15 protein-coding genes are annotated in these 15,069 nt (G+C 67.3%); 10 read left to right on the top strand and 5 right to left on the bottom strand.

Annotated features, from left to right (window positions below; genetic code table 11):
* The first annotated feature begins 180 nt into the window (after positions 1-180).
* From KA712_17270 to KA712_17240, 7 genes are all read left to right on the top strand, one after another.
* Positions 181-693, top strand: a complete 513-nt coding sequence (locus tag KA712_17270) for a sigma-70 family RNA polymerase sigma factor (GenBank protein ID MCG5054715.1) — start codon at positions 181-183, stop codon at positions 691-693.
* Positions 690-1,466 (top strand): hypothetical protein, encoded by a 777-nt coding sequence (locus KA712_17265; GenBank protein MCG5054714.1) that lies wholly within the window; start codon positions 690-692, stop codon positions 1,464-1,466. Before KA712_17270 ends, KA712_17265 begins: the two co-directional genes overlap by 4 nt.
* The gene (locus KA712_17260) at positions 1,466-3,133 is read left to right on the top strand and encodes a caspase family protein (protein ID MCG5054713.1); all 1,668 of its coding nucleotides are present in this window, start codon (positions 1,466-1,468) and stop codon (positions 3,131-3,133) included. The genes KA712_17265 and KA712_17260 overlap by 1 nt, the downstream gene beginning before the upstream one ends.
* Before the next feature lie 12 nt (positions 3,134-3,145).
* Positions 3,146-4,789 carry a hypothetical protein gene (locus KA712_17255; GenBank protein ID MCG5054712.1) on the top strand — a complete coding sequence of 548 codons (1,644 nt, stop codon included), beginning with the start codon at positions 3,146-3,148 and terminating at the stop codon, positions 4,787-4,789.
* A gap of 89 nt (positions 4,790-4,878) precedes the next feature.
* Positions 4,879-5,451 carry a 2OG-Fe(II) oxygenase family protein gene (locus KA712_17250; GenBank protein MCG5054711.1) on the top strand — a complete coding sequence of 191 codons (573 nt, stop codon included), beginning with the start codon at positions 4,879-4,881 and terminating at the stop codon, positions 5,449-5,451.
* A 54-nt stretch (positions 5,452-5,505) separates the two neighbouring features.
* Positions 5,506-6,759, top strand: a complete 1,254-nt coding sequence (locus KA712_17245; protein ID MCG5054710.1) for a mandelate racemase/muconate lactonizing enzyme family protein — start codon at positions 5,506-5,508, stop codon at positions 6,757-6,759.
* Positions 6,760-6,772: 13 nt separating this feature from the next.
* The gene (locus tag KA712_17240) at positions 6,773-7,354 is read left to right on the top strand and encodes a DUF4256 domain-containing protein (GenBank protein MCG5054709.1); all 582 of its coding nucleotides are present in this window, start codon (positions 6,773-6,775) and stop codon (positions 7,352-7,354) included.
* Between the two features lie 2 nt (positions 7,355-7,356).
* Here KA712_17240 and KA712_17235 read toward each other — a convergent pair whose 3' ends face one another.
* From KA712_17235 to KA712_17215, 5 genes are read right to left on the bottom strand one after another with little or no spacing between them, the layout of a single operon-like run.
* Entirely contained in the window at positions 7,357-8,196 is an 840-nt protein-coding gene (locus tag KA712_17235; protein ID MCG5054708.1) for an efflux RND transporter permease subunit, read from the bottom strand.
* Positions 8,165-10,576 (bottom strand): efflux RND transporter permease subunit, encoded by a 2,412-nt coding sequence (locus KA712_17230; protein MCG5054707.1) that lies wholly within the window; start codon positions 10,574-10,576, stop codon positions 8,165-8,167. The genes KA712_17235 and KA712_17230 overlap by 32 nt, the downstream gene beginning before the upstream one ends.
* Positions 10,573-11,757, bottom strand: a complete 1,185-nt coding sequence (locus KA712_17225; protein ID MCG5054706.1) for an efflux RND transporter periplasmic adaptor subunit — start codon at positions 11,755-11,757, stop codon at positions 10,573-10,575. The genes KA712_17230 and KA712_17225 overlap by 4 nt, the downstream gene beginning before the upstream one ends.
* 44 nt (positions 11,758-11,801) lie before the next feature.
* Positions 11,802-12,200, bottom strand: coding sequence for a thioredoxin fold domain-containing protein (locus tag KA712_17220; GenBank protein ID MCG5054705.1), 399 nt, complete (start codon positions 12,198-12,200; stop codon positions 11,802-11,804).
* Between the two features lie 43 nt (positions 12,201-12,243).
* The gene (locus KA712_17215) at positions 12,244-13,077 is read right to left on the bottom strand and encodes a sigma-70 family RNA polymerase sigma factor (GenBank protein ID MCG5054704.1); all 834 of its coding nucleotides are present in this window, start codon (positions 13,075-13,077) and stop codon (positions 12,244-12,246) included.
* A gap of 96 nt (positions 13,078-13,173) precedes the next feature.
* Between KA712_17215 and KA712_17210 the strand changes: the two genes are divergently transcribed.
* From KA712_17210 to KA712_17200, 3 genes are all read left to right on the top strand, one after another.
* Complete coding sequence (locus tag KA712_17210) at positions 13,174-13,626, top strand: hypothetical protein (GenBank protein ID MCG5054703.1); 453 nt, start codon at positions 13,174-13,176, stop codon at positions 13,624-13,626.
* 84 nt (positions 13,627-13,710) lie between these two features.
* The gene (locus KA712_17205; protein MCG5054702.1) at positions 13,711-14,127 is read left to right on the top strand and encodes a metalloregulator ArsR/SmtB family transcription factor; all 417 of its coding nucleotides are present in this window, start codon (positions 13,711-13,713) and stop codon (positions 14,125-14,127) included.
* Complete coding sequence (locus tag KA712_17200) at positions 14,111-15,061, top strand: SRPBCC domain-containing protein (GenBank protein ID MCG5054701.1); 951 nt, start codon at positions 14,111-14,113, stop codon at positions 15,059-15,061. The genes KA712_17205 and KA712_17200 overlap by 17 nt, the downstream gene beginning before the upstream one ends.
* Positions 15,062-15,069 lie beyond the last annotated feature (8 nt).

Below are 15,069 nucleotides of genomic sequence, written 5' to 3'. Positions count from 1 at the left end.
CAGAAAGCGACTGCAGCGCCAAGCGCACCTCGGCATGAACCGGCGGGTGAGGATGTCGGTGTTTCTCGTCGGGGCCTTCGCGCCGCAGAGGACACCCCGTCGAAAAGAAAGATAAGGTTGCGCTTTCGGCGCCCTCGTACGAAAAAGCGCCCCGGACAGGGGCCCCGAGGTGTCTTCACGATGACGGACGATGGCTCAGCGGCGCGGCAAGACCGGCGGATCGACGAAGCGTATTTGGCCCACTTCAACGTGGTTCACAGGCGGGCGTCTCGCATCCTTCGAGACGAGGCGGCGGCGCTCGACGTGGCGCAGGAGGCATTCATGAGGTGGCTAAAACGGCGTCTCTCGGGCGAAGAAACCGAACGGGACACAGCCGCTTTCCTCTTCAAGACCGTGACCAACCTGGCCATCAATCATCTGAGGGATCGGAAACGTCAAAGTGAGCTGCTCAAGCGCTGGCACGAAGGCCGCAACGCCGAGCCTCAATCCCATCAAGGAGCCGAGCGCATCGACATCCGCCTCGTGCTGGCCGGTGTGGACCCAACGCAGGCCGAGGTGGCGCTGCACCACTACGTGGACGGCATGTCGCTCGAAGAGATTGCCGAGCTCTATGGGACGTCCAAACGCTCAATCACCCGGCGGCTCGAGTCGTTCCGCCAATCAGCTCAAAAGATTCTGGAGACGGGACGATGACAAAGCCGGTGCCTCCGCCTGATCCCTTCAGGCCCCCTTCCGCCGATGTCCCCGCGGCCTCCGAGTGGGCCACCTTCAAGTGGGCCCTCGGTGCCAGTAGCGAAGACGAGCGCAAGGCCCTCGAGGCCAGGGCGGACGCCTCGCCCATGGTGCGGCACCAGCTCGACGAGCAGCGACGGGTCGCCGAGGACGACCGCCATCTGCCCCTGGTTCGCGAACTGGTCGCCCGCGTGGCGGCGGAGGCGGCGACGGCCCCGCGGCACAGGCCACCGGCGGCAGCGAAAACGCGCCTCGCGCTCCGGGCCTTCTCCTGGTTTTTGCCCGTGGCCGCTACCGCGTCGCTGCTCCTGGTGCTGCGCACCCGGGACACCCCCACGGGCCCCGCGGACCAGGCGCGCATCAAGGGGACCGGAAACGACCAGGCCCCCACGCAGGCCCCACCCGCGATCTGGGTGGCCGTCAAACCCGCGGGTTCCCGTCGGCAAGAGGCGCCATCGCCCCCCGAGACCCTCAGCCACGTGGCGGCCGGCGACGTGCTCAAGTTCGTCGTGGCGGCGGACCCGCGCCGAGGCTGGCAGGTCGACGTGGCTGCCCGCGAGACCGGACGCTGGGACACGCTCTTTTCGGGCCTCGTGCAAGGCGCCACCTGGTTGCCCTTGGACCTCGAGGTGACCCCCGGCACGCCGGTCGAGCTTCGCCTCACCGTATGTGACGCGGCAGCGAAGCCTGCCTCCTGTCGCACCCAGGACGTCAGCATTCCCCTGCGCCCCTGATGCAGCTGTCACGCCACCTGCGCGCATCCCCGGCAAGGGCCCTCCGTCAGGGGTGGGCCCTCCTGCTCGCGCTCGGGTGCTGGGTGAGCGCTGCACCCGTCACCGCAGACGTACCCAACCTTCCTCCCGCCCCACCGGGCGCCCAGATGCGCTACGCGCTCGTCATCGGAGCCAACCAAGGACACCGGAGCCAGGAGCCCCTGCGACACGCCCACCGCGACGCCCGGCGCCTGGCAGACGTGCTGGTCACCTCGGGAGGGTTCTGGGAAGAAAACACCGTGGTGCTCCAGCAGCCTGACCCCCAGCGCCTGCGAGACGCGCTTCGCCACCTGAACGGCCGCATCCGCGCCGAACGAGACCGTCGCGACAGCTCCGTGCTGTTGTTCTTCTTTTCAGGCCATGCAGACCCCAACGGCATCCAGCTGGGGTCGGACCAGGTGACGTGGGACGAGCTGCGCGAGACCATCTTGAGCTCGTCCGCCGACCTTCGCGTGATGGTGCTCGACGCGTGCCGCTCGGGACGGGCCACGCGGGTCAAAGGGGTGAGGCCCCTGGGTCTTGCGTCCCTTCCCTTCGACGGAGAGCCGTCGCCCGAAGGCTTCGCGGTGCTTTCGTCGGCCACGGAGAGCGAAGACGCCCAGGAGTCAGACGACCTCAAGGCGTCCTTCTTCACACATCACTTGTTGGCTGCTCTGCAAGGCGCCGCGGACAACAACGACGACGGCTTCGTGAGCCTGAGCGAGGCCTATCGCTACACCGCCGAACGCACCGTGTCCGACACGATGGCCTCCCGCAGCGGCGTTCAACATCCCACCTACGAATATGCGCTCAAGGGACGGGTGGACCTGCTCGTCACCCGACCGGCATCGTGGACGCAGGCGGCCTCGGCGCGCCTCGAAACGCGGGGACGTTATTTGTTTTTGGCGCCCGACGGTTCCGGAACGGTTCGCATGGAATTTCACCCGGCCCGCGAGAACGCGCGGGTGCGCATGCCGCCAGGCCGCTACCTCGTGAAGCTGCGCACCGCCTCGGCCCTCTTCGAGGGCACCGTGTCGTTGACGACCGCTCAGGAAACGGCGCTTACGGCTTCGGCGCTGCGACGGGTGCAATTCGCAGAGCTCGTGCGAAAAGGCGGTCCCGCATCCGTGGCGTTCAGCGCCGCGCTCTTTGGGCGCTACATGGCGCCCGTGCTCTCGCTCGGCGGCGGCGGCGGTGCGCAGTTCACGCTCGCCGCCGATCTCCGCGACATGAGCGTGGACCTCGCGCTCGGCGTGCACCGTAGCGAGTTCATCCCCGCGGCCCCGGCGAGCAACGGCACGGCGGCGCCCGTGGGTCAGCAGCTCGATGAATACGTCATCCGAGCGGGCGGGAGAAAATCGTGGGACGTCGGCGAGGTCGCGCTGGCCCTGGGGTTCCGCGCCGGCGCCGTGATCGGGGTGCAAACCTTCTCCGACGACCCGCTCGGCCTTGCGCCTTCGCGACAAAGGATCTCCCCCGTCTTTGGTCCCACCGCACTTGCGCAGCTCCGCATCGCAGGACGTTGGTTTGCCGCGGCCGAGCTCGAATTGATGGTTGCCTCGTTCGACCAGGCGTCGGTCGCCCAGGCGCGTGACCGACAGGTGGCCATTCGCCCTGCCCTCGCGCTCGGTCTTGGTACACACTTCTGAGCAAGGTTCCTGATGACGTGGTCTTGGCCTCTTGCGATGCTGGGTATGCTGCTGGGCTCCGGCTGCGGCGATGCCTTCGTTGCGGGCGATTACCGCGGCGAGCCCGCGCTGGTGGTCAAGTCGAGCGTCTCCTCGATGTCCCGGACCGTATTGCCGAACGAGACCGTATCGGTGAACCTCCTGTGGCTCAAGAGCGCGCAGCCCCTCGCGCCTGCCGGAGGCTTGCTCACGACGGGCAACGAAGCCCTGCACGAAGTGGCGCAAGTGGCCGCGGCCGGCTTTCCCTCGCGACTCGACTTTCTGCTGCACGATCGGACCCCCGCGCCCGTGCCCCCGCCCTGCCCCGCAGCCCTGGCCGCGCGCCTCGACGCGGAGGCCCCTGCGTTTCGCCTGGCCTTCGACGAAAACGACGAGGTGCCGCCTCCGGCCGTGTGGCCTCTCGAGCGCGAGCTGGCGTTCGTCAGCCTCGTGTCCGGACCCTTGGTGCAAGCGCCCTTGGCCCAGCTCGCCACGCGCTGGGCCGAGTTGCCCGTGGTGGCCGCGTCCGTCCCGCTACCCACGGACGAGGCCTCTCTCCAGAGCCTCGCCAGCTGTGCACGTACCCCCTCGGCCCTGCGTCGGTTGCATTGGCTGTCGCGGACCCCCTGGCCCGCGTGTTTCGACGTGGCCACCTTGCTGCTGCGGGGCGAGGCACAGCCCAACGATCTGCTCTCCCGCTTCGGTTTTCCCACGAACCTCTTGGCCTCCTCGGACCGCTTCGTGGTGCTCTCGGGGCATGAGGCGTTCGCAGCCTCGGGTTTCGGCCCCGCCGCCTGCAGCGCCGGCATCCTCAACCCCGAGCGCCTCGACGGCCGGAGGCACCATCTGGCCCGGGTGGTGTGCGCACCCGACGACAGCGCCGTACTGGGCTTCGAGCTGGTGGACGAGGCCACCACCGCCGTGACGTTCTCGGTCCGTTACGGGCGGCTCGATTGGAACAACCTCTGCAAGGGTTCGTCGCTCTACGACGTGAGTTGGCCCCGGGTTCCCGAGGAGACCCTGGTCGTTCCACGTACGGGCCTCACCCTGCAACAAGCCTTCGTGCAAGCCCGCCGCACCGTGCACCGGTTATCCCCCGGGGCGCGCTTGGTGCGGGCCCAGGTGTTCGGGCTCGGGCCTGATGGCTTCGTCGACGGCGATCCGCTGCTGCGCCCCGACCACGGGTTCAGCTTCTTCTTCGTCGACTTCGGCAACGGCCGACGCCTGACGGTTCATGGAAAGGCCGAAGCTTTTTTGTACGACTCGGCCTACATCGTCAACGAAGGCATTCCGTGGCTCTCGGCGGACGTGAGGTTGCCTGAGCCCCTCGACGAAGACCTGTTCGTCACGCTTGACCTCGCGAGCTTCGGGCAAAACATGGCGGGCACCGGCTGCCCTTGGACCCGACAGGCCTACGACGCGCTGGTCATCCGCGCGTACGAAGGAAGTGCCCTGTTCGTAAACGCCTTCAAGGGCACGGAGCTCGGCACCACGAGCGAGCTTCAGCTCATTTACGGACGCCCCAAGGACCTTGCCCCCCTGCAAGACATGCCAGCGCCCGAAAGCGCCGACGGCCCGCCAGACTTTCTCCTGGTCGCCAACAAGGGCTGCACCCCGGCTTCACCTTCCCCCGAGTGACGAACCCATCCAACATCGGCGCCGGGATCTTCCGGATGTTGGGCTGGATGGAGGTGCAGTAACGCGCCAATTTGAGGCAGAATGGGCGCATGCAGGTGAGAGAAAGCGCCCTGTGGCCCACACGCTTCCATCTGGTCGACTACCCCGAAGCCCAGGCAGACAAGGCGGCCTTGGTGGACCTCTGTTACCGTCTCAAAGCCGAGGGGCGCTCGTGGCAGATTGCCGCTCGAGCCAAACAGGGCCTCTACGAAAGCGCGCCCGACCTGTTTGCGCATCCCGAAGCGCAGGGGCTCATGCAGTTCTGCGGCACCGTCATCTGCAACATCTTCCAGCAAGATGTGGCCTTCCCCGAAAGCTGGTGTCACATCACGAATGACGGGGGGTATCACGACACCCACTGCCACATCGACTTTGCCCGGCATGGGGTGTGCGGCATCTACTACCTGCAGTGCCGCGAGTGCACGGTCGAGCCGCCGAACGGGATCAATCGCTTCTACAGCACCCATCCCTTCGCCCCGAACGACGTGGCGGACATCGAACCCCGCGAGGGGCAGCTGCTCTTGTTTCCCGGCTACGTCCGCCACAGCGCCCTTCCCTACAGGGGCCAGGAAGATCGGGTGGTCATCTCGTTCAACGCGCGGCTGACGCCGCCCGAGGAGTGAGCCCCCCGCCGTTCCCCGCGTAATCTTTTTTCTCTGCGAACGTCGCCCGCCGCCATGAGACCTTCTCCCTCCTTCGCCAAACAGGTCGCCCACGGCAACCGGCGCGCCTTCCTGCGCGGCAGCGCGGGCCTGTTCTCCCTGCCCGTGTGGGGCGGCCGCCCGGCCGACGTGCAGGCCTGCCCCTTCAACCCACCCCCGCGGCTCGAAACCTGCGTCAGTCACCCCGTCATCATCGAGGCGCTGGACATGATGCGAGTGGGGGACGACCACCTCGTGCGCGCGACGGCCAAGGGTAAAGAGACGGGCTTTGCCGTCACCAACCAGCACGCAAGCTACCTGCACGAGATGTTCAAGCAGCGGGTGGCGCCTTTCTTCATCGGGAAAGACGCCCGCGCGCTCGCGGCGCTCGTCGAAGGCGTCTTTCTTCACGAACGCAACTACAAGCTGGTGGGGGTGCCCCTTTCGTGCTGCGTGAGCTGGGCGGAGTTTGCCCTGCTCGACCTACTTGGCCGCTTGGCCGACAAACCGGTCTGGTCGCTGTTCGCTGATGTGCCCCTCAGGACCCGCGTGCCCATGTACCTTTCCAGCACGTCACGCGAGACGACGCCCGAGCAAGAGGTGGACCTCTTCGCGCAGGCCCTCGACGCCACAGGAGCCCAAGCCCTCAAATACAAGGTGGGCGGCCGCATGAGCGGAAACATCGACGCCGCTCCGGCGCGCACGGAGCGCCTCATCGCGCTCATGCCGCAACGGCTCGGGGACAGCCTGACCTATTACGCAGACGCCAATGGCTCCTTCGATGTCACCAAGGCCGTGGAAGTGGGCCGAAGGCTGGAGTCCCACGGCGTGGCCATCTACGAAGAGCCCTGCCCTTTCGAGGACTATGCTGCCACGAAACAGGTGACCCGGAAGCTGAGGAAGATCACCGTGGCGGGCGGGGAACAGGACCACAGCTACTACCGATTCACCGATATCGTGCGCGAACGCGTGCTCGACATGCTTCAGCCAGACCTCAGCTACAACGGCGGCCTGCTGCGCACACAGAGGGTGGCCCAGTTGGCTCGCGAGGCCAAGCTGCCGGTCAGCCCGCATTGCCCCCAGGCAAGCACGCTCATGTACACGCTTCATTTCGCGGCGTTCACACCCAACCTCGGACCCTTTCAGGAATTTCACTTGTCTCTCGTGGAACGGGCGCCGTGGTACGCACCCGAGCTCCGCGTCACCCAGGGCCACCTGGACATCCCCACCGCCCCCGGCTTCGGCTGGCAGCTTCCCCCCGAGCGGCTCGCCCGGGCGATCCCGTTGTAGATTCCTGCCCACGATGCCCAAAACCCCGTCATCCCCGTCGCCCAAGCCCCTCACCGACAAGGAAAGCGCCGAGCTGCTCGCCACGCTGAAAGCCCGCTTCTCGAAGCACATGGCGCGGCACGAAGGCCTCGTGTGGGACGACGTGCAGCGCCGGCTCGAGGCCAAGCCCAAGGCCCTCGCGGCCTTGCATGCGATGGAGAGCACGGGCGGCGAACCCGACGTGGTCGGCTGCCCCAAGGGCTCTGCCCCTTACCTCTTCATGGATTGCGCCGCCGAGAGCCCCAAGGGGCGTCGCAGTGTGTGCTACGACCCCGAGGCGCTCGCGTCACGCAAGGAACACAAACCCAAGCACAGCGCTCTCGGCCTGGCGGCCGATCTGGGCATCGAGCTGCTCACCGAGGCCGATTACCGTGATCTACAAAGGAGCGGTCCTTTCGATGAGAAGACTTCGAGCTGGTTGGCCACGCCCCCCGAGATCCGAAAGCGCGGCGGCGCGATTTTCGGTGACTATCGCTATGGCCAGGTGTTCATCTACCACAATGGGGCAGAATCGTACTACGCCGCCCGGGGGTTCCGCGGCGTCCTGCGGGTGTGAGCCTACGACGTGCGTGACCGTCGCGCATGCGCGATGAAGTAAACGATGGGAACGGTCATGCGCGACAGGAACAACGAGGCAAGCTCGCCCGCCATGAGCGAGATCGCCAGCCCCTGAAAGATGGGGTCGAACAGGATCACGGCGGCCCCCACCACCACCGCCGCCGCCGTGAGCACCATCGGGCGAAAACGCACCGCACCCGCATCGATCACCGCCTCCTCGAGCGGCATGCCCTCGCGCCGTCGCAGCTCGATGAAGTCGACCAAAATGATCGAGTTGCGCACCACGATGCCCGCGCCCGCGATGAACCCGATCATCGATGTGGCCGTGAAAAAGGCGCCCATGAGACCGTGCGCGGGCAGGATGCCCACGAGCGAAATCGGGATGACCGACATGATGATGAGCGGCGTGCCGAAGGATTGAAACCACGCCACGACCAGCACGTAGATCAGCACCAGCACCGCTGCGAAGGCAAGCCCCAGATCACGGAACACCTCGTACGTGATGTGCCACTCGCCGTCCCACTTCATGGCGTAGCGCTCGGTCGAGAAGGGTTGCTCGGCCGTGTGCTGCACCAGCTGGTACCCCTCGGGCAACGCGAGGGCGTCCAGCTTCGGTCCGAGCTTCAAGATGGCGTAGACGGGGCTTTCGATGCTGCCGGCCACATCGGCCGTGACGTACACCACGGGCATCAGGTTCTTGTGATAGATGTTCTTTTCAGCGGGCACGTCCTCAACTCTGACCAGCTCGCCCACCGACACCAGCCGTCCCCCCGCGCCCGCCACGCGCAGGCTCTGCAGCCGCGCGAGGTCAGAACGCGTGGCCCGATCCGCGCGCAGCACGATGGGGATGTCCTCCCCGCGCGCTCTCCCGGTGCAAAAGGCCCACGGTCTCGCCCGCGGTGGCCATGCTGACCACCCGGACCAGTTCGTCCACGCGCACACCGGCCAGCGCGGCCTTTTCTTCATCGACCGCCAGGCGCAGCTTGGGCCTGTCATCCTCGACATACCAGTCCACATCCACCACGCCCGGGGTGCTCTCGAAGAGCGCGCGGATCTGCCCGGCGATCTCCACCCGCCGCGCGGGGTCGGGGCCGTACACTTCGGCCACCAGGGTCTGCAGCACGGGGGGCCCCGGGGGCACCTCGGCCACCTTGATGCGGGCGCCAAAACGCTGTGCGATGGGCGTCATGACCTCGCGCAAACGCTTGGCCACGGCGTGACTCTGGGCGTCCCGCTCGCCCTTGCCCACCAGGTTCACCTGCAGGTCAGCCACGTTCGCGCCCTGACGCAGGTAATAGTGCCGCACGAGCCCGTTGAAGTTGAAGGGCCCCGACGTGCCCACGTAGCTTTCGATGTCGCGCACCTCGGGCTGCCGGCCGATTTCCGTCGACAGCGCCCGGGCCACGCGCGCGGTCTGTTCGAGCGTGCTGCCCTCGGGCAGGTCGATCATCACCTGAAGCTCGCTTTTGTTGTCGAAGGGCAACATCTTCACCTTCACCCACCCCACACCCACCAGCGCCATCGAACCCAAAAGCAGCACCACCACGCTGCCGAGGAAGAGATAGCGCCAGCGGGCGTGGCCCAATAGACCCGCCATCAAGCGGCGGTAGAGCCGCTCGGAGGCCCGCACGTGCCCCTCTTCGTGGTGGGCCCCTGCTCCCGGCTTGCTGAGCAAACGCACGGTGGCCCAGGGGGTTACCACAAAGGCCACGATCAGAGAAAACACCATGGCCGCCGTGGCGCCCACGGGGATGGGACGCATGTAGGGGCCCATCAGCCCCCCTACGAACGCCATGGGCAAAATCGCGCCCACCACGGTCATGGTGGCCAGGATCGTGGGGTTGCCCACCTCGGCCACGGCACGCACGGCCACCTGGGCCAGGCTGGCCCCGCGGTTTTCGGGCAGTTGCCGGTGGCGCGCGATGTTCTCCACCACCACGATGGCGTCATCGACCAAAATCCCGATCGAGAAGATGAGCGCAAAGAGCGTGATGCGGTTGAGCGTGTAGCCATAGAGGTAGAACACGGCCAGCGTCAGAGCCAGCGTGGCGGGGATCGCCAGCATCACGATGCCCGCCTCGCGCCGCCCCAGGGTCAACCCAATGAGCAAGGCCACGCTCAGGACGGCGATGCCCATGTGAAGGAGCAGCTCGTTGCTCTTCTCTTCGGCCGTCTCGCCATAGTCCCGCGTCACGGTGACCGTCACGTCTTTGGGGATCACGGTGCCCTCGAGCGCGCGAATCTTCTGCATCACCGCCGCAACCAAACCGACCGCGTTGACGCCCTTGCGCTTGGCCACCGAGATCGTCACCGCCGGCCACGCCCCATCGCCGGCGGCGGCCGTCTGTCCCTCGGCGGCGGCGCCTGCCGCAAAGCTCACGTAGCTGCCCGCTTCCTCGGGCCCGAGCCGCACGTGGGCCACATCGGCCAGGAAAACGGGGCGCCCTTCCCAGGCACCCACCACCACGCGCTCCACGTCGTCCACGGTCCGCAACACACCGCCGCTCTCGAGCAAGATCTCCCGGTTGTCGCGCGACAAGGTGCCCGCGGGCAGCCGGGAATTCGCTGCCTGCAGCGCGGCGGCCACGCGCAGGGGGTCCACCCCGCGCGCAGACAAACGCACGGGATCCAGTGTGACCCGCACCTGACGGCGCTCGCCTCCGATCAGGGTCACTTCGCTCACGTCGCGCACTTGCTTGATCGAGGCCTGGACCTCGGCGGCCAGCCGGCGCAGCTCGTGTCCGTCGTGCGTGCGGCTCCACAGTGTCACGCCCAAGACAGGCACGTCGTCGATCGAGCGGGGCTTGATGAGGGGCCGCGAGGCGCCCGGCGGGATGATGTCGCCATGGGCAGACAGCTTGTCCTGAAGGCGCACCAAGCTGCGCTCTTCATCCTCGCCTACCAAGAAGCGCACGATGGCCAGGCTCTGTCCCGGGCCCGAGGTGGAATAGACGTACTCCACACCGGGGATCTCCCAGAGCAGACGCTCCATGGGGGCCGTCACCCGCTCTTCCACCTCTTTGGCCGACGCGCCCGGCATGCCGACGAACACGTCGACCATGGGCACCACGATCTGAGGCTCTTCCTCGCGGGGCAGCTCGACCAGGGCCAGGGCACCCACGCCCACGGAGGCGATCAACAGGAGCGGCGTCAGCTTCGAGTGAATGAATGCCTGCGCCAGCCGCCCGGCCATGCCCAGATCTTCCGGTGCGCCGTTCATCGCTGCACCGCCACGCGGGCGCCGTCGCGCAGATCGGCAGGTGGGTTGGTGATGACGAGCTCTCCCGGATCCAGCCCCGAGAGCACTTCGACCGCTCCCCCTTGCCTTTGCCCCAAGGTCACGAGCCGCAAGTCGGCGCGCTCACCCTGCACCACGAAGAGGCGCTCGAGATCGCCCGACAGCGTGACCGCGCCGGCCGGCACCATGAGCCGCTCATCGGCCCCCACCGGAAAGCGTACGCGGGCGAACATGCCAGGGCGAAGCTTGGCTTCGAGCGCGGGCGGCAACTCGACCTTGATGACGAACGCGCGTGAGGCCGGATCCACGGCGGGCACCACCTCGGTGATGCGCCCTTGCACGTCGTGCCCGAGCGCCTCCAGGCTTACGTGGGCCGTTTGCCCCACCTCGAGGTGTCCCGCCTGCGACTCGTCCACGGCGGCTTCCACGCGCAGCGCCCCCTCTTGTTCGATGACCAGCAAAGGGATGCCGGGCGCGGCCTGGGTGCCGGGATCCACCCGACGATCGATCACGCGCCCCGAGAAGGGGGCCACGATGCGGGTATAGCCCAAGCTCGCCTGCGCCCCTTCGAGCGCGGCCCGCACTTCGTCGATCCGGGCGGTGGCGCCTCGCACCCGCGCCAGGGCCAGCGCGTGGCTCGCGCTGGTGGTCTGGTCCCGCGCCTCGGCGTCGTCATAGGTTTGCTGGGTGGCGGCGCCCGCCGACAGCAGCTGCTGCATGCGCTCGTGGTTGGTGCGGGCCACGCGCATGGTCGCCTCGCTCGCCCGCACGGCCTGTTCGGCCTCCGCACGGGCCTCCTGGGCCGCCGCCAGCTCGGCCTCCGCCCGCCGCACGGCTGCACGGGCTTCGGTGTCGTCGAGCACGGCCAGAATCTGGCCCGCCTTCACCGGATCGCCCCCCTTCACCTTCACCTCGCGCAGGTTCGCCATGATCCGGCTGGTGAGAACGGCCGTGTTGCGCCCCCGGACGGTGCCACTGGCCTCGTAGCCTCGCTCCACCGGCGCACGGGCCGCTGCCGATACGGCCACGGGCATCGCCGGGGCCGCAGGCTCGGCCGGGTGGGAACGCGCCCGCTCGGCACAGCCGGGCAGGCCGAAGAGGCCTGCGGCGAAACCGACAGACGCAAGCACAAGGATAGACGGGGCAAACGAAGAACGTGGCACGATGAATCTCCTGCCGGCCAAGAGCCAAACGACGCAAAAAGGGTTCATGGCGCGACGGCCGCAGGCTGCGTGTCCGCCTGTGCGGCGTTCTCCGCAGCGGCGAGCTTGGCGCGCACGTCGTCCATGTCGACCGCCCGGACCTTGCCGATGAGCTCGTCGAGCCGCGGCGCGGGCAGCATGCCGGGCACGGATGCCAAGAGGATGCCCTCTCGCAGCACGGCGATGGTGGGGATCGCCTGGACCTGGAAGCCCGCGGCCAGGCCCGGCTCGGCCTCGGTGTCCACCTTTCCGAACACCACGTCGGCGTGGCGCTGGGAGGCCGCCTCGAACACGGGCGCAAACGCGCGGCACGGGCCACACCAACTGGCCCAGAAGTCCAAAAGCACAATCCCTTCCTTGACGGTTTCCGCGAAATTCGACTCGGTCACTTGCAGTGTCGCCATGTTCGGCCTCCTGCAGGTGGGAGCCACGCCGGCCGCAAAGGATTCAGCGCCCGACGCGCAAGTAGTCGCGCAAAGCGGTCTTCACAGAAGCCTGCACCTCGGCGGGCACCTGGGCCTCGGCGGGGGACGTGCGGCACAGGGCCAGTGTTTGTTTGAGCGAATCACAAAGCGCGCTGCAGCGTGCGCAGCCTTGGAGGTGCCGCTGCATGTCGGTACAGGTCGATGGGCTGATCTCGTCCTCCAAAAAGCGCGAGAACAGCGCCACCACGTCCGGGCACGCCGGTCCCGGCGGCAGGGAGGTGATCCCCAGCTTCGGTCCCACCTGCGCCCTCACCTCGGCGCGGGCCCGGTGAAGGCGGGTCTTGACCGCCGCCACGCTGAGCCCCAGCACCTCTGCCACCTCGGGCGCCGTCAGCCCCTCGGCGTCCCGCAAGAGCAGCACCTCGCGGTACGCGGGCGCCAGGGCCCCGATGGCCTCTTCCAGCGCCAAGCGCACCTGCTTGCTCACCAGGAGCTCGTCGGGCCCCGCGCCCGGATCCGTGGCGAACGCGCCCAAGTCCGAGACGTCGGCCGTGCGCTCGAGCTCGGGCGCAAACTTGCTGCGGCGGCGCTTCTTGATGCAAAAGCTGCGTGCGATGGTGTAGAGCCAGGTGGACAGCGACGAGCTCCCACGGAAGTCGCGCACGCCCCGGGCCACGGCGATGAGCGTGTCCTGCAAGACATCCTTGGCGTCTTCGGGACTTCGGCACATGGTCATGCCAAAGCGATAAACCTGCGCCTGATGCCGCTCGAGCAGCCGTTCGAGAGCCTCGCTGTCCCCCGCGCGCGCCGCATCGAGCAAGGCTTCGTCGCTGGCGGGCTCGGTCACATCGGGCATGGTCGACCCAATACCCAAAGACGCCCCTGATTTCAAGCCTCGCGCCCCCAAAGAGCGGGCCTGCGCAAGCGATCTCCCGTGTGCCTGACAGCGCCCGTGCCCGTTGGCATCCTCACCCTCATGGACTTCGTCATGCTCGTGCACGCCGCCGCCACCTTGGCGATGACGGGTCTCATCTGGTTCGTGCAGCTCGTGCATTATCCGCTCTTCGCGTTCGTGGGCGAAGACGCGTTCGCTCGCTACGAAGCCCACCACCAAACGCGCACCACCTGGATCGTGGCGCCCCTCATGCTCGCCGAGCTGGCCACCGCGGTGCTGCTGGTGATCGTGCCACCGGCCGGCGTTTCGCCCCTCACGGCGAGGGTGGCCTTGGGCTTGCTCGCCCTCGTGTGGCTCTCGACCGCGGCCTGGCAGGTGCCCCTGCACCGGCGTCTCGCACGAGGCTTCGATGCCCCGCAGATCCGCACGCTCGTGCGCAGCAACTGGCTGCGCACGCTGGCGTGGACGGCACGCGCGGCCCTCGTGCTCGGCGGCATGCTGCCTCTGTGACGTCAGGCCGCCCTGCCGGGTACAGGCCTGTTGCTCCCGTATTTTACTTGACGGTTAATTAACCGATCGGCATAGTCCCTCCCCATGGAGGACACGCTCACGCTCACCTTCTCCGCGCTTGCCGATCCCACACGGCGGGCGATTCTTGCCCACCTTGCACAGGGCGAGGCCACCGTGAAGGACCTTGCGAAGCCGTTTTCCATCTCGGCGCCTGCCATCACCAAACACCTGAAGGTGCTCGAGACGGCGGGCCTCATCACCCGCACCCGGGACGCCCAATTTCGTCCCTGTCGGCTCGAGCCGAAGCCGCTGGCCGAGGTGGCCAGCTGGGTCGATGCGTACAGGCAAATCTGGGAACAGCGCTTCGATCGGCTCGAGGCGTACTTGAAACGTCAAACGAACGTAAGTGCCGGGGAGTCCCCCGCGGCAGCCAAGCCCACCAAGAAGGGCAAGAACGGCAACAAGGGCAAAAAAGGAAAGACACATGGCAAAAAGCCGTAAACCGAACGAGCTGCACATCGAACGCGTCTACGACGCTCCCGTCAAAAGGGTCTGGGAGGCCTGGACGGATCCCGCCCAGGTGGCGCAGTGGTGGGGGCCGCGGGGCTTCACGCTCACGACCCGGCACAAGGACGTGCGCACGGGCGGCTCGTGGCTCTACACGATGCATGGCCCCGACGGGGTCGACTACCCGAACCACACGAAGTTCCTGGAGGTCGTGGAATACGCCCGCTTGGTCTACGACCACGGTGGGTACGAAGACAAGCCCCCGCTCTTCCGGGTCACGGTGACCTTCTCCGAGTCCGAAGGCAAAACCACGATGGACATGACGATGACGCTGCCCTCGGCGCAAGCCGCGGAGGAAGCGAAGGTGTTCATCAAAAAAGCCGGAGGCGAGGCCACCTGGGATCGGCTGGCCGAGTACCTTGCGCCCACCGATCGCTTCGTCATCAACCGCAGCTTCGACGCAGCCCCCGAGACCATTTTCGAGATGTGGACGAACCCGGCGCACATCGTTCACTGGCTACCGCCCACCGGATTCACCATGACTTACCTACGGGCCAACATCTCGCCTGGCGGCACGTCGTTCTTTCGCATGGACGGCCCCGGCGGCATGAGCTTGCACGTCCAGTCCCATCACCAGGAGCTCGTGAGGCCCCATCGCATCGTCTATTCACAGACCTTCTGCGACGAGCACGAGCAGCCTTGCCGCCCCCCGTTCGCCGAAACCTGGCCGGCCAGCTTGTCGATCACCGTCACCCTGACGGAGGAGGCCCCACACCAAACGCGCGTCACGCTCTTCACGGAGGTCAAGGGCGCTGCCACCGAGGTGGAACGCACCTCCTTCCATCAGGGCAAGGCGGGCATGACCCAGGGATGGACCGGCTCGTTCGACGAGCTCGAACGGCGGTTGGCAACGACACGACCGGCCTGAGAGCCCGT

The sequence above is a fragment of the Myxococcales bacterium genome (assembly GCA_022184915.1).
In the GTDB taxonomy this organism is placed as follows: Bacteria; Myxococcota_A; Polyangia; order Fen-1088; family Fen-1088; genus JAGTJU01.
This window is presented reverse-complemented; position numbering and strand designations above follow the sequence as displayed.